General features: G+C 60.9%; 16 protein-coding genes. 14 read left to right on the top strand and 2 right to left on the bottom strand.

The annotated features are described in order from the left end of the window. Positions 1 to 12: 12 nt before the first annotated feature. A complete protein-coding gene (locus ACXAC3_RS16935) occupies positions 13 to 225 on the bottom strand; it encodes a DUF1127 domain-containing protein (protein ID WP_475162594.1) in 213 nt (70 codons plus the stop codon). 334 nt (positions 226 to 559) lie between these two features. Between ACXAC3_RS16935 and ruvC the strand changes: the two genes are divergently transcribed. The 4 genes from ruvC to ACXAC3_RS16915 all read left to right on the top strand — a co-directional run bounded on the left by ruvC (position 560) and on the right by ACXAC3_RS16915 (position 3442). Further along, the gene (ruvC, locus tag ACXAC3_RS16930; protein ID WP_475162592.1) at positions 560 to 1057 is read left to right on the top strand and encodes a crossover junction endodeoxyribonuclease RuvC; all 498 of its coding nucleotides are present in this window, start codon (positions 560 to 562) and stop codon (positions 1055 to 1057) included. Further along, positions 1054 to 1731 carry a Holliday junction branch migration protein RuvA gene (gene ruvA / locus ACXAC3_RS16925; RefSeq protein WP_475162590.1) on the top strand — a complete coding sequence of 226 codons (678 nt, stop codon included), beginning with the start codon at positions 1054 to 1056 and terminating at the stop codon, positions 1729 to 1731. Before ruvC ends, ruvA begins: the two co-directional genes overlap by 4 nt. A 4-nt stretch (positions 1732 to 1735) precedes the next feature. Beyond that, positions 1736 to 2755 (top strand): Holliday junction branch migration DNA helicase RuvB, encoded by a 1020-nt coding sequence (gene ruvB / locus ACXAC3_RS16920; RefSeq protein WP_475162589.1) that lies wholly within the window; start codon positions 1736 to 1738, stop codon positions 2753 to 2755. Between the two features lie 63 nt (positions 2756 to 2818). Next, a complete protein-coding gene (locus ACXAC3_RS16915; protein ID WP_475162587.1) occupies positions 2819 to 3442 on the top strand; it encodes a hypothetical protein in 624 nt (207 codons plus the stop codon). Between the two features lie 26 nt (positions 3443 to 3468). Here the strand turns inward: ACXAC3_RS16915 and ACXAC3_RS16910 are convergent, their stop codons facing one another. Further along, on the bottom strand, positions 3469 to 5178 hold the full coding sequence (locus ACXAC3_RS16910) for a SulP family inorganic anion transporter (protein ID WP_475162585.1): 1710 nt from the start codon (positions 5176 to 5178) through the stop codon (positions 3469 to 3471). Positions 5179 to 5348: 170 nt separating this feature from the next. On the opposite strand from ACXAC3_RS16910, the gene ybgC reads away from it, so the two are divergent. From ybgC to ACXAC3_RS16860, 10 genes are all read left to right on the top strand, one after another. After that, the gene (gene ybgC / locus ACXAC3_RS16905; RefSeq protein ID WP_475162584.1) at positions 5349 to 5774 is read left to right on the top strand and encodes a tol-pal system-associated acyl-CoA thioesterase; all 426 of its coding nucleotides are present in this window, start codon (positions 5349 to 5351) and stop codon (positions 5772 to 5774) included. Between the two features lie 109 nt (positions 5775 to 5883). Next, a complete protein-coding gene (gene tolQ, locus ACXAC3_RS16900) occupies positions 5884 to 6579 on the top strand; it encodes a protein TolQ (protein WP_475162581.1) in 696 nt (231 codons plus the stop codon). Between the two features lies 1 nt (position 6580). Next, entirely contained in the window at positions 6581 to 7051 is a 471-nt protein-coding gene (gene tolR / locus ACXAC3_RS16895; protein WP_475162578.1) for a protein TolR, read from the top strand. Positions 7052 to 7066: 15 nt separating this feature from the next. Then, entirely contained in the window at positions 7067 to 8167 is a 1101-nt protein-coding gene (locus ACXAC3_RS16890; protein ID WP_475162577.1) for an energy transducer TonB, read from the top strand. Continuing rightward, positions 8164 to 9483 (top strand): Tol-Pal system beta propeller repeat protein TolB, encoded by a 1320-nt coding sequence (tolB, locus tag ACXAC3_RS16885; RefSeq protein ID WP_475162576.1) that lies wholly within the window; start codon positions 8164 to 8166, stop codon positions 9481 to 9483. The genes ACXAC3_RS16890 and tolB overlap by 4 nt, the downstream gene beginning before the upstream one ends. Positions 9484 to 9571: 88 nt before the next feature. Next, positions 9572 to 10081, top strand: a complete 510-nt coding sequence (pal, locus tag ACXAC3_RS16880) for a peptidoglycan-associated lipoprotein Pal (RefSeq protein ID WP_475162574.1) — start codon at positions 9572 to 9574, stop codon at positions 10079 to 10081. Between the two features lie 4 nt (positions 10082 to 10085). Then, positions 10086 to 10910: a tol-pal system protein YbgF gene (gene ybgF / locus ACXAC3_RS16875; protein ID WP_475162571.1), complete on the top strand. Its 825-nt coding sequence runs from the start codon at positions 10086 to 10088 to the stop codon at positions 10908 to 10910. Beyond that, the gene (tilS, locus tag ACXAC3_RS16870; RefSeq protein WP_475162570.1) at positions 10907 to 12160 is read left to right on the top strand and encodes a tRNA lysidine(34) synthetase TilS; all 1254 of its coding nucleotides are present in this window, start codon (positions 10907 to 10909) and stop codon (positions 12158 to 12160) included. The genes ybgF and tilS overlap by 4 nt, the downstream gene beginning before the upstream one ends. 76 nt (positions 12161 to 12236) lie before the next feature. Beyond that, positions 12237 to 14153 (top strand): ATP-dependent zinc metalloprotease FtsH, encoded by a 1917-nt coding sequence (gene ftsH, locus ACXAC3_RS16865; RefSeq protein ID WP_475162567.1) that lies wholly within the window; start codon positions 12237 to 12239, stop codon positions 14151 to 14153. 101 nt (positions 14154 to 14254) lie between these two features. Next, entirely contained in the window at positions 14255 to 14830 is a 576-nt protein-coding gene (locus ACXAC3_RS16860; RefSeq protein WP_475162566.1) for an MOSC domain-containing protein, read from the top strand. Positions 14831 to 14927: the final 97 nt, after the last annotated feature.

Genomic DNA, 14927 nt, shown 5'->3' with positions numbered 1-14927 from the left:
GGTAGTTAATTCTTACCGACGACCTTCCGCCACGGCGTCAATATCGCCACGGCACAGACCGATATCTTCCAGTTCGCGGTCTGTCAGACCGCTCAGCGCGTTGCGTGTCACGCGGGCGTCGTTCCATTCGACAAAGGCGTTTACAGCCGATGCGAAAATTGCGCCGATACGGCCAACGAGGCCGAACGAGCCAGTGGTGGCGCGGGTGGTATCCAGTGCAGCCATATCCTGTTTCCTTCTGGTTAAAGTTCATGTCCAGATCATCTGATCTGAGCGGCATCTAGTGATGTCAAATAGCCGGTGCAAGTGCGGAATTTGCATGTGTCCTATGCAATTTCTGCAAAGCTCACGGAACCTTAAAACCCCTTAATATACTGACCATTTCGCCTTTGGAAACCATGTCGAATTCCGGCCATTGGCGGTCGCAATCCGACCGTCCCGTCGGTGGTGGAACAAAGGCGTCGTTTTCAGACTTCGGGTCAATTCGCTTGGAAAATGTTCTTGTTTCGTGCTAACCCGGGTTAAAGATCAGAAAAACCCGAGCAGGCCGAGGCACAACATGCGAATTCTGGGCATTGATCCGGGGCTCAGGACCCTGGGATGGGGCGTCATCGAATTGTATGGCAGCCGTCTGAGCCATGTTGCCAACGGATTGTGCAAATCGGACGGGGACGATCTGGGCGAGCGTTTGTTGTCGCTGCACAACCAGATTGTTGAGGTCATCGCCGAACACCGGCCCGATCAGGCGGCCATTGAACAGACCTTCGTCAACAAGGACGGGGCGGGTACGCTGAAACTGGGCCAGGCGCGGGGTGTGGCGCTGCTGACGCTGGCGCAGGCCGGTCTGCCGGTCGGGGAATATGCGCCTAACAGGGTCAAAAAGACGGTTGTTGGCGTCGGGCACGCGGAAAAAGAGCAGGTTCTTCACATGGTCAAACTGCAACTGCCGGGCTGTCAGCCCAAAGGGGCGGACGCGGCGGATGCGCTGGCGATTGCCATCTGTCATTCCTATTATGGCGCGGTGCCGCAGGCGCGGATGAAAGAGGTGCGTGCATGATCGGAAAGCTGACAGGGCGGCTGGATTATCGCGCGGCCGATTACGTGCTGATCGACGTGCGCGGTGTGGGTTACATCGTTTACTGCTCGGATCGGACCATGGCGGCGCTGCCGGGTGTGGGTGAAGCGGTTTCAATCTACACGGATATGGTCGTGCGCGAGGACCTGATGCAGCTTTACGGGTTTCTGTCGCTGATCGAAAAGGAATGGCACCGGCTGCTGTGTTCGGTACAGGGCGTCGGGGCCAAGGTCTCGCTGGCGATCCTCAGCGCTCTGGGGCCCGATGGCGTCAGCCGTGCAATCGCTTTGGGGGACTGGGGCGCGGTCAAGGCCGCAAAGGGCGTTGGGCTGAAGACCGCGCAGCGGATTGTGCTGGACCTCAAGGACAAGGCACCGGGCGTGATGGCCATGGGCGGAACCGTAACCGAAGCCATGGACGGCCCGGAACTGGAGGTCGTCGAACTGACCGAGCCTGCACCTGCCCCCAGACGGGTGGCGCAACCGGCATCCGGCGCAGCAGCGGCATCGGCGGGGGCATTGTCGGCGCTGTCCAATCTGGGGTATGGGCCGTCTGATGCCGCATCGGCCGTGGCCGAAGCGGCGGCGGGCCAGCCGGATGCGGATGAGGCCGATCTGATCCGCGCAGCACTCAGGCTGCTGGCACCGAAAGGGTGAATGAATGGTAGATGCTGACCCCACCCTGCGCCCGAACCCTCTGCCCGAAGACCACGACCGCGCACTGCGCCCTCAGGGGCTGGATGAATTCATTGGTCAGGCCGAGGCGCGGGCGAACCTGCGGATTTTCATCCAATCCGCTCGTCAGCGCGGCGAGGCGATGGATCACACGCTGTTCCACGGTCCTCCGGGGTTGGGTAAAACCACGCTGGCGCAGATCATGGCGCGCGAGCTGGGGGTGAATTTTCGCATGACCTCGGGCCCCGTTCTGGCCAAGGCCGGTGATCTGGCCGCGATCCTGACCAATCTTGAATCCCGCGATGTGTTGTTCATCGACGAAATCCATCGTCTGAACCCGGCGGTGGAAGAGGTGCTCTATCCCGCGATGGAGGATTTCGAACTGGATCTGGTAATCGGCGAAGGCCCTGCGGCACGGACGGTCCGGATCGAGTTGCAGCCCTTTACGCTGGTGGGCGCCACGACACGGATGGGACTGCTCACCACGCCGCTGCGCGACCGGTTCGGCATTCCGACGCGGCTGCAATTCTACACCGTTGACGAGTTGCACGAGATTGTCACCCGAAACGCCCGCAAGCTGGGTGCCCCGGCCGATGATGACGGGGCGCGTGAAATTGCGCGCCGTTCGCGCGGGACGCCGCGGATCGCCGGGCGGTTGTTGCGGCGCGTGGTGGATTTTGCCATCGTCGAAGGCGACGGGCGGATAACCCGTGAATTGGCCGACGGCGCGCTGACACGGCTGGGTGTCGACCACCTTGGGCTGGACGGCGCGGACAGGCGGTATCTGAAACTGATCGCCGAGAACTATGCCGGTGGTCCCGTCGGGATCGAAACCCTGTCGGCGGCGCTGTCGGAAAGCCGGGATTCGCTGGAAGAAGTGATCGAGCCCTTTCTGCTGCAGCAGGGCCTGATCCAACGGACACCGCGCGGACGGATGCTGGCGCAAAAGGCGTGGACTCATCTGGGGATGGCCGCACCAAAAAGGCAAAGCGATCTGTTCGGTTGAAGCTAACCGCCAGAGGATTTATGCCGGCGACCGGATCACTGATGTAAAGATGAAGGATTGCGCGTGACACCGGACGAAATCGAGTCTCTGTTCACCCGCGACAGCGGAGAGTTCCTGTTCGCACGTTGGGGACGGCCCATCGTCCCCATCGTCTTTGGCGTCGAAGACGAAACGCTGGCTACCGTTAAGGGCGCGTTCGAGGCGGTCGTCACCCTCGCCGAACACAAAATGGCCGAGACCGATCCCGAACTTGGCGCAAATTGCATGGTTTTCTTTTTCAGAGAGTGGCAAGAACTGTTGGATGTGCCCGATCTGGACCGGATGATCCCGGATCTGGCACCTCTGGTCGCGCGTCTGGTCGCGGCGGATGCCAACCAATATCGCATTTTCCGGTTCGAGCCTGATGGGGCGATCCGCGCGGCGTTCGTGTTCCTGAAAATGGATAAGGAACTTTCCGAAATTCCGGCCGAGACGCTGGCGCTCAGTCAGGTGGTGCAGACCATATTGTTGTGGTCCGATACGGCATTTCGCACGCAGTCTCCGCTGGCCGTGGCTGGCGGCGCAACCATTCTGCGGCCGGATATCGCCGCATTGATCCGCGCCGCCTATGACCCTGTCTTGCCGGGCGCTGCGCAGGATGCCTCGCATGCGTTGCGGCTTTTCGCCCGGTTGCAGCCGCCGCAGTAGGAAAAGGTGGACCGCGCCCACCAGCGCTAGGGTTTTCGGTTTTGGTACGCCGTGACCAGATCATTGCCTGTGTCAAAAAAGCCGTCAGGCCCCACCATGTCGCTGACACCGTAGCGGTCCAACTCTGACCGTACGTCGGGGTCGACCTGCAAAAAGACGAGCCTGATGTTTTTGGATCGCAGCATCCGGATCAAGGCGCGCAGCATATAGCCCGCAGTGAAATCGACATCGTCCACGGCCGAGGCTTCGATACAGAACCAGTCTGTGCCGGTCTCGGATTCTGCCACAATCGCGGCAACCTCATCAGCCAGGCGCTGAGTATTCGCGTAATACAGGCTGTGCGAGAAACGATAGATCACCAGGCCGGGCATAAACTGGTTCGGAGCGGTGATCGTCTTTGCGTGCCAGCCGCCATCGGCGTTTCTTACGATAACAGAATTCTTGGGCCGGTAGCCTCGGCGCGTGTGATCGATCAGCGAAAGCACCATCGCAAATATGATCCCCTGTTCGACCCCGATGAAAACGACGACAGCAGCCGTGGCTACGGCGATCCAGAACTCTGAACGGGCCTGATGGTAAATCGCAGCCAGTCCGCGCATGTCGATCAGTTTAAGACCGATCAGGAAGACCACGGCAGACAGCGCTGCATTCGGCAGATAGGCCAGCGGCCCGGTCAGGAAAAGAATAACGATCAGCACAATCGCAACTGTCGTCAGTTGGGCAACCTGACTGCGGCCACCGGCGCTGGCCACCATTTCCGTCTTGGTCGGACTGCCATTGACAACGAAGGTCCCCGTCAGTGCCGCGCCGAGATTGGCAAAACCCAGCCCGGTGAGGTCGGTATTTTCGCTGAATTTCTCGTCATACCGCGCCGCGTAGGCGCGCGATGTCGCAGCGCTTTGGGCCAGAATGACCACAAGGATGGACAGCGCGGTGGGCAACAACTGTTTTAACAGGGGCCAGCTCCAGTTCACGTCCGGGACAGAAAGCGATGGCAATCCGCCCGGAACCGGTCCCAGAACCGCAATACCGAACGCGCTGAACTGGAACGCCCAGCTGCAAAGGACAACACCCAGAATGGCGAACAGAGGCCCCGGCAGTTTGCCGGATAATCGCCGGCAGCCGAAAACAACGGCCAGAACCGTCAGGGACACGGCCAGCGTCGGACCGCTCATCCGATGGACATGCATCACCACGTCGCGCAGCTTTTCAACGGTGCCGTGCCCCGTTGCTTCAATCCCCAGCATTCCGGGTATCTCACCTGTCGCGACCTGAATGCCGACGCCGGTCAAAAAGCCGACAAGCACGGTGCGCGACAGGAAGTCGGCCAGAAACCCCAGCCCGATAAGGCGCGCGGCAATCAGCAATACCGCAGCCATCAAAGCCAGCAGCGATGCCAGCGCCACATATTCGGAGGTTCCTGAAACCGCCATTCCGGCGAGTGCCGAGGCGGTGATCGCCGCCGTGGCCGAATCCGCCCCGACCACTAGATGCCGGGACGATCCGAACAGGGCGAACAAGGCCATCGGGATCAGAATGGTATAGAGACCGGTAATAACCGGGGTCCCGGCGATTTTGGTGTAGCCCATGACCTCGGGGATCGCCAGGCAGGCAAAGGTGAGCCCGGCCAGGACCTCTGTCGGCAGCGCGGATTTGTCGAATGGCAAGACGCCCTGAAGGATGGGAAGGGACGGCCAATCCCTCTTCGGTCCGGTCTTGTCCATTCGGTCACCCATTCAGCATCACCTCGTAATCTGGAACACTAGAGGGCAAGCCGCCGAAATTCGATAGCGGCGTCAGCGTCACAAAAAATTTATGGGTCATAGGGGATTGCGGGATCGCCGGGGGACATGCATCTGTGTGGGGCAGGGTGTTGCCGCCTGCAGAAAGACCTGTAGACAATTGAATGACCGGATCCGCAACCATGGCCGAAAACACGTCAGCGCAGCAAAAGCATGTCTATCCGATCAGGGTCTATTACGAAGACACCGATATGGGTGGCGTCGTCTATCATGCGAATTACCTGAAATTCATCGAACGGGCGCGGTCCGACTATGTGCGTCAGCTTGGGAACGACCAGAACGCGATGCGAGAGGCCGGGATCGTCTGGGTCGTGCGCCGGATCGAAGCCGATTATCTTGCGACGGCAAAGTTCGAAGATCAGCTGACCGTGGAAACGCATGTCATTTCCCTGTCGGGTGTACGGCTGACGATGGGTCAGGTCGTCAAAAAGGGTGAGGCCGAGCTGTTCCGGGCGACGGTCACCGCGGTCTGCATGAATGCGCAGGGCAAACCTGTCCGGCTTCCGGCAGAGATTCGCGCATTGTTGTAACAAAATGCAGGGCCGGGGTGGTTCTGTTGGCATTTCATGACCAACTGCGTTAGCGTCTGGCAAAACAAGGCCAAACAAACGGCCGTCAGGCAAAACAAAGAGCAGGTACATGGAAGCTGAAACGCTGGCGCTGGCGCAGGAGATCGACTTCTCCATGTGGGGGCTGTACGCCCGCGCGACATTTGTCGTCAAACTGGTGATGCTGATGCTTGTGGGCGCATCGATCTGGTCATGGGCGATCATCATTCAGAAACTGATCAACTACCGGTTTGCCCGGCGCGAAGCGCAGGTTTTCGATAAATCCTTCTGGTCGGGTAACCCGCTGGACGAGCTTTTCGAACAGATCGGAACGCAGCCGGATGGCAGTTCGGAAAAGATTTTCGCCGCCGGAATGATCGAATGGCGCAGGTCGCACCGCACCGATGGCGGTCTGATTGCCGGTGCCACGGCGCGGATTGACCGGTCGATGGATGTGGCCATCGCCAAAGAGGCCGAGACGTTGCAGAAGGGTCTGCCCATTCTGGCAACCGTCGGCTCGACCGCCCCGTTTATCGGCCTGTTCGGCACCGTCTGGGGGATCATGAACGCCTTTATCGAAATCGCCGAGCAGCAGAATACCAACCTGGCCGTTGTGGCTCCGGGGATTGCCGAGGCTTTGCTGGCCACTGGGCTGGGTCTTTTGGCTGCGATCCCGGCGGTGATCTTCTACAACAAGCTCAGCGCCGATAGTGACCGGATCGTCGGCGGCTACGAGGCTTTTGCCGACGAGTTCGCGACCATCCTATCGCGCCAGCTGGACGGCTGACATGGGCGCGGCGGTTCAGCAAAATTCGGGTGGAAACGGGCGCAGACGCGGTCGCCGTCGCGGGCGCGCACAACCGATGTCCGAGATCAACGTGACGCCATTTGTGGATGTCATGCTGGTGTTGCTGATCATCTTCATGGTGGCCGCACCTCTGCTGACCGTAGGCGTACCGGTTGATCTGCCAAAGACCGCCGCCAGCGCCTTGCCCGGCGACAACGAAGAACCGCTGACCGTGACGCTGACCGCCGATGGCCGGGTGCAGATCCAGACCACGGATGTTCTGCGCGAGGACCTGATCGGCAAACTGCGCGCCATCGCGGCGGAACGCAGCAGCGACCGGGTGTTCCTGCGCGCCGATGGTGCCATTCCCTATGCACAGGTGATGCAGGTCATGGGGGCGCTGAACGCGGGCGGGTTTTCCAATGTGGGCCTGGTGACCGATACCGGTGGGCCGACTCTGGACGACGGTTGAGAGTGAGGCCGCGCGGTGGACACCGGCACCAAGATCTCGGCGATTGCCCATATGGGCCTGATCGGGTGGGCCTTGTTGGGCGGCACTTTCCGGTCCGAACCTTTGCCCATGGCGGTACAGGACGTGTCGGTGATTTCTGCTGAACAATTCGAGGCGATGACCGCACAGCGACAAGCCCCCGTTGTGCCGACGCCAACGGCATTGCAGCAGCCCGAAGCCCCGACAGAAGAGACCAACACGCCGGAGCCGGTGGAAGAAGAGCAGAACCGCGCGGAAATCGCCACGCCACCGGAACCGGATCCGGACCCGCTGCCCGTCCCGGTCGAAGCCCCGCCCGAGCCGGAGGTGGTCGAGGAACCTCCGACACTGGAACAGCCGGATACTGAAATTGCGGCCTTGCCGGCGCCTCCGGGCCCCGAGGCGCAACCGCGCCCGGCTGACAAGGTCGCGCCCGAACCGGTCGCGCCGCCACCGCCCGAAGCGAAGCCGGACGATGTCGAAACACCTGCGGTTTCACTGGATGAGGGGGCAGAAGTTCAGCAGGAACAGCAGGATCAGACCGCCCCGGAAGAGGCCACGGATGAGATCGTGACCGAGGCTGAAGAAGCCAAGGAATACGCGCCGCGCACCTCTCCGCGACCGCGGGTACGGCCCAACCGGCCCGCGCCCCCGGCGCAGCCCGAAGTGGCCGAGACCGAGGAGCCATCCCAACCCGACACCGAACCCAGCGATGATACCGCGATCAATGATGCATTGGCCGAAGCGCTGGCGCAGGGCGACGAGCCATCCGGCCCGCCGCTGACCAGCGGTGAAAAGGACGCCATGCGTCTGGCGGTGTCGCAGTGCTGGAATGTCGGTTCCCTGTCCACCGACGCCTTGCAGGTGGTCGTGGTCGTCGGCTTTTCTCTGACCCCCGAAGGCAAGGTCGTCGGCGGCAGCCTGCGCCTGCTGGACAGCACCGGTGGGTCTGCCGGGGCCGAAAATCAGGCGTTCGAGGCCGCCAGACGGGCGATTTTGCGCTGTGGGGCGAAAGGATATGATCTGCCTGCTGACAAATACGCTCAGTGGAAAGATATTGAGATTACATTCAATCCCGAGAGGATGCGGATCAAATGATGAAAATTCTGACCAGCCTGTTGCTTGGCCTGACGATTTTGGCAGCGCCAGTATACGCCCAGAACGGACCGCTGCGTCTGGAACTGGATCAGGGGATCATCGAACCCTTGCCTTTTGCGGTGCCGAACTTTGTGCCCGACGGGCCTGCGGCGACACAATATGCCAACGACATCTCGCGGGTCGTTGCGGCCGATCTGATCGGAACCGGGCTGTTCCGCGAAATCTCGCCGGACGCGTTCATTAGCCGGGTCAGCAGTTTCGAGGCCCCGGTGCAATTCGCGGATTGGAAAGCCATCAACGCCGAGGCACTGGTGACCGGGGCCGTGAATGTCTCGGGCAATCGGCTGACGGTCCGGTTCCGGGTCTGGGACGTGTTTTCGGACAGGGAGCTTGGCGATGGCCTGCAATTCGCGGGCACGACCGAGGGCTGGCGGCGCATGGCGCATAAGGTGGCCGATCAGGTCTATAGCCGGATCACCGGAGAAGGTGCCTATTTCGACAGCCGCGTGGCCTTCGTGTCGGAAAGCGGACCCAAGGATCAGCGGCTGAAACGGCTGGCTATCATGGATTACGATGGTGCCAATGTGCAGTACCTGACCGACAGTGCCGCCATTGTTCTGGCGCCGCGCTTTTCGCCCTCGGGCGACCGGCTGCTGTATACCAGCTATGAAAGCGGCCAGCCGCGCATTTATGTTCTGGATGTTGACCGCGTAAAACGGACCGAACTGAAAACCCAGGACGGCACGATGAGCTTTTCGCCCCGCTTTTCGCCCGATGGCAGGTCGATCGTCTATTCGCTGATTCAGGGCGGCAATACCGATCTGTGGAAGATGGATCTGGCCTCGGGCCAGAGCGTGCGCCTGACCAACACGCCGGCCATCGAAACCGCGCCCAGCTATTCACCGGACGGGACGCAAATTGTGTTTGAAAGTGACCGCTCGGGAACGCCGCAGCTTTACATCATGCCCGCAAACGGCGGCGAGGCTACACGGATCAGCTTTGGCCAGGGCCGGTACGGCACTCCGGTGTGGTCGCCGCGCGGTGATCTGATCGCGTTCACAAAGCAAAACAAGGGCCGGTTCCATATCGGCGTGATGCGCACGGACGGCAGCGAAGAACGGCTGCTGACCTCATCCTTCCTGGATGAAGGGCCGACATGGTCGCCCAACGGCCGCGTGATCATGTTCACCCGTGAATCACAGGGCGCAAGCGGTCGGGCAACGCTGTATTCGGTGGATATCTCGGGCCGGAACCTGCGGCCGGTGCGCACGCCCGACGGCGGCAGCGACCCGTCCTGGGGGCCCTTGCAGAATTGATCGGGACAGGCGGTTGGAAAAGTTCACAAAAAAACTGCACTGTGCTACAGAGACGGCAATAAACCGATAAAACAACGAGGCACTTGAAATGAACGTATTGGGCAAAATCCTGGCCTTGGGCACGTTAAGCGTACTGGCCGCATGTTCCAACAATGATCCGTCGGCTCTGGGCGGCGGTTTCGGCAACGGCGCAAATGGCGCCATCGCACCGGGTTCACCAAGCGATCCGCGATCCCCGGCCTATTTTCAGCAAACCGTTGGCGACCGTGTGTTGTTCGCCGTGGACCAGTCGACGCTGACACCGCAGGCGCAGTCCGTCCTGCAGGGTCAGGCGGACTGGCTGATGGCCAATCCAGACTTTGTAGCCACAATCGAAGGCCACGCGGACGAGCAGGGCACGCGCGAATACAACCTTGCTCTGGGCGCGCGCCGGGCTAATGCGGCACGCGAGTTTCTGATCTCGCGCGGGGTGGCGGGCAATCGTCTGACGACCGTCAGCTATGGCAAGGAACGCCCGATCGAGATTTGCAGCACCGAGGAATGCTATTCCAAGAACCGCCGCGCGGTGACGGTGCTCACCGGTTCAACCTTGGGGTAAGACGATGAGACTTGCAGGATGGGTTTTGGCCGCGGTCGTTGTGACCGCCGGTGTGGCAAAAGCGCAGGATCAGCAAACCCTGGCGGATATCCGGCAGGAACTTACGGTGCTGCACGTCGAAATTCAGCGCCTCAAGCGCGAGTTTTCGACCACTGGCTCTCCGGCCCCGAACCTGTCCGGCAGTTCCATCCTCGAACGCGTCGATGCGATCGAAGCCGAATTGCAGCGCCTGACGCGCCAGACCGAACAGCTGAACCAGCGTGTGCAGAACGTCGTGACCGATGGCACCAACCGGATCGGGGATCTTGAGTTCCGGCTGGTTGAGCTGGAAGGCGGTGACCTCAGCACGCTGGGCGAAACCTCGACGCTGGGTGGTGAAACTGAGATCACCACGGCGGCGCCTGCGGCACCAACACCCCCCGATTCAACTGAACAAGGTGAACTGGCTGTTGGTGAACGTGCGGATTTTGACGCCGCCGCGCAGGCCTTGGCAGATGGGAATTTTCAGGTCGCCGCCGACCAGTTTGCTCAATTCGACACCTCCTATCCCGGCAGCCCCCTGGCACCTGAGGCGCATTTGAAACGCGGGCAGGCTCTGGAGGGGTTGGGCGACACGCGAGAGGCCGCAAGGGCTTTTCTGGCCAGCTTCACGGGTGATTCCGAAGGCACGTTCGCGCCCGAAGCGTTGTTCGAACTCGGTGCCGCTCTGGGTCGTTTGGGGCAAACCGATCAGGCCTGTATCACCCTGTCAGAAGTCGGCGTGCGCTTTCCTGCCTCGGCCACGGTGGCCGATGCCACGCAGGAAATGGCGTCTCTGGGCTGTTCTTGACCTCTGACGCCGCAATTCTTCAATCCGAACTTCGCGCGCGGCTGCCTGATCGGTTGCCGCCGCGTCTGGGTGTTGCCGTGTCCGGGGGCGGCAATTCGGTTGCCCTGATGCTTCTGCTGCATGAAATTACACAACGTGGCGGAGTTGAACTGCTTGCCGCCACAGTGAATCACGGCCTGCGCCCCGAGGCCGCGGACGAAGCCGCCCATGTGGCGGCACAGGCGGCGCGTCTCGGCATTCCGCATGAAACGCTGGTGTGGCAAGGGTGGGACGGTGCAGGAAACCTGCAGGATCAGGCCCGGCAGGCGCGGTATGGTTTGCTGGCTGACTGGGCCCGTTGCAATGGGGTTGGGGCCATCGCATTGGGCCACACTGCGGATGATCAGGCCGAAACCGTACTAATGCGGCTGGGGCGCGCGGCGGGCGTGACCGGCCTGTCGGGAATGCCCGCCGCGCGCGAACAAGGAGGGGTGACGTTCCTGCGCCCCATGCTGGGAATCGGCAGGCAGCATCTGCGGGATTATCTGGTTCAGACCAGTGCAAGCTGGATTGAGGACCCATCGAATCATGATCAGCGGTTCGACCGGATCAAGGCGCGCGACGCACTGGCAAAGCTCGACACGCTGGGAATTTCCGTCAATTCGCTGGCGCGGGTGGCCGAGAACCTCGCACAAGCGCGTGAGGCGCTGGCGCACTATACGCAGGAATCCGCCCGCAAAGTCACTGTGGTTGACGGCGGCGATATCCGCGTTGGTCGAAGCGGGTTCGAGGCCCTTCCGAGGGAAATCCAAAGACGGCTGGTGGTCGGTATCATTGCGTGGATTTCGGGGCCGGGATACCCACCGCGTCAGTCTGCCGTTGATCAGGCTCTGGCCGCTGTGCAGGACGGCCAACAGCTGACATTGGCGGGCTGCCTGTTGGTTCCGCAAGACGATAAAATGTGGTTTTGCAGGGAGCTAAACGCAGTCGCCGGTGAAACGGTGACGCCGCATGAGGTGTGGGACAACCGTTGGATTCTGACTGGTCCATCAAGGGCGGCAAGGCAGGTGCGCGCCCTGGGTGACGACGGCTTGCCGCAAGTGCCGGATTGGCGCGCGCTGGGCAAACCACGCGCAGCGATGTTGGCCTCACCTTCGGTTTGGGACGGCCAGCGCCTGCTTGCGGCGCCGCTGGCCGGGTTTTCCAATGGGTGGAGCGTTGAATTGGTGCCGGAAAGGCCCGAGTTCTACTCTTCGCTTTTATCGCATTGAACCTGCTTGAATCATCTCTATTTTATAGAACAACCCGGCAGACCCCCATCTGCCGAAATCTTTTGGGAGATTTTCCTTGGGCAACGCTCGCAATATCGCCTTCTGGGTCGTTCTGTTTCTGCTGATCCTTGCACTGTTCAATTTGTTCAGCGGACCAGGCGGATCGCTTCAGAGCAATGAAAGAACCTATTCCGATTTTGTCACCGCTGTTGAAGGCGGCGAAGTCAAGAACGTGACGCTGGATGGCGAACAGATTCGCTATACCACGCAAAGCGGCGCGAACTACGTCACCATCAAGCCCGGCGATGCCGAGGTCACCAAGCTGCTGATCGAGGAAAACATCCCCGTTCGCGCGGAAAAACAGCAGCAATCGGGGTTCCAGTCCTTCCTGATCACATTGCTGCCCTTCCTTCTGCTGATCGGTGTCTGGGTCTATTTCATGAACCGGATGCAGGGCGGCGGCAAAGGCGGTGCGATGGGTTTTGGCAAGTCCAAGGCCAAGATGCTGACCGAGAAACATGGCCGCGTGACCTTTGATGATGTCGCGGGCATCGACGAGGCCAAGGAAGAGCTGGAAGAGATCGTTGAATTCCTGCGCAACCCGCAGAAATTCTCGCGCCTTGGCGGCAAGATTCCCAAAGGTGCTCTTCTGGTCGGCCCTCCGGGTACTGGTAAGACGCTGCTGGCTCGTGCGATTGCGGGTGAAGCGGGTGTTCCTTTCTTTACCATCTCAGGCTCTGACTTCGTTGAGATGTTCGTTGGTGTCGGTGCGAGCCGTGTCCGTGACATGTTCGAACAGGCGAAAAAGAACGCGCCGTGCATCGTATTCATCGACGAAATCGACGCCGTGGGCCGCCACCGTGGTGCCGGTTACGGCGGTGGTAACGACGAACGCGAACAGACCCTCAACCAGTTGCTGGTCGAGATGGACGGGTTCGAGGCCAATGAAGGCGTGATCATTCTGGCGGCGACCAACCGCAAGGACGTTCTGGACCCCGCGCTGCTGCGTCCGGGCCGGTTTGACCGCAACGTTACCGTCGGTAATCCCGATATCAAAGGCCGCGAGAAAATTCTGGGCGTTCACGCGCGTAAGACCCCACTGGGCCCCGATGTCGATCTGCGCATCATCGCGCGCGGTACGCCGGGCTTCTCGGGTGCCGATCTGGCCAACCTCGTGAACGAGGCCGCGCTGATGGCGGCTCGGGTCGGCCGTCGCTTTGTCACCATGGAAGATTTTGAGAATGCCAAGGACAAGGTAATGATGGGGGCCGAGCGCCGCTCGATGGTGCTGACCCAGGACCAGAAGGAAAAGACCGCCTATCACGAGGCCGGTCATGCCGTTGTCGGTCTGGAACTGCCGCTGTGCGATCCGGTCTACAAAGCCACGATCATCCCGCGCGGTGGTGCGCTGGGTATGGTTGTCTCGCTGCCCGAAATGGACCGTCTGAACTATCACCGCGATGAATGTGAGCAGAAGCTGGCCATGACCATGGCGGGCAAGGCCGCCGAGGTGATCAAATACGGTGAAGACCATGTCTCTAACGGCCCCGCCGGTGACATCATGCAGGCCAGCCAGTTGGCCCGTGCCATGGTGATGCGCTGGGGCATGTCGGACAAGGTCGGCAATATCGACTATGCCGAGGCGCATGAAGGCTATCAGGGTAATACCGCCGGTTTCTCGGTCTCGGCCCATACCAAAGAGCTGATCGAGGAAGAGGTAAAGCGCCTGATCCAGCAGGGATACGAGCGTGCGCACAAGATCCTGACCGAAAAAACCGAGGAATGGGAGCGTCTGGCACAGGGTCTTCTGGAATACGAAACCCTGACGGGTGACGAGATCAAACGCGTCATGAACGGCGAGTCGCCCGGTGATGGCGACGACGAAGGCGACAGCCCGGATGAGGGCAGCGCGCCCAGCGTGACCGCGATCCCGAAGACCAAGGTCAAGAAAACCCCGCCTGAAGGCGGGATGGAGCCGGAACCCTCGGCCTAGACATTCCAGACCCGGGCATTGACCCGGGTTTTTTTTGCCTTTTCATTCGGGGCTTGCTGCCTTTTATTGCTGCCAATTCAACTGCTTTCCAATGTGCAACAATGCCGGTACTGCGCGAAACCGAATACAATGCTGAGGTGGTCTGGCTGGGTCACGTCCCGTCAGGCGGGTCGATCCGGGCAACAGCCGTCGATCAGCTCGACCTCGGGTTCGCCGGGGATCGTGGTGCCCGGCACGAGGGCGAGACCCGAAACTCGTGCGTGCGCGTAAGGAACCTGTATCCGCAGGGCACCGAAATTCGGAATGTTCGCCAGCTTTCCGTGCTGTCCGCCGAAGAGATGGAGGCCACGGCAAAGGAAATGGGTCTTGACCATCTGGACCCTTCCTATCTGGGGGCCAGCATTGTCCTGCGCGGAATTCCGGATTTTACGCACATCCCACCCTCTTCGCGGTTGCAGGTCACAGGTGGTGTGACACTTACGGTGGACATGGAAAACCGTCCCTGCGTGCTGCCGGGGCGCGAGGTTGAGGCCGATCTGCCCGGGCACGGGGCCGCGTTCAAACCTGCCGCACATGGGCGGCGCGGTGTCACAGCCTGGGTCGAACGGCCCGGTGAATTGAAGATTGGTGAACATCTGACTCTGTTCGTGCCTGATCAGCGGGCGTGGGCACCATAAGGGCCAGCGGTTTCCGATTAGAAACCGCCGAAGCGACGCTACGCCGTTTCACGGCACAATTATGTCGGAATCCATAGCCATCCGATTGGTACACAAC

This window comes from Ruegeria sp. ABV4_181, from assembly GCF_056158465.1.
Note: the sequence above shows the minus strand (reverse complement) of the source record. Positions and strands in the feature narration are given on the sequence as shown.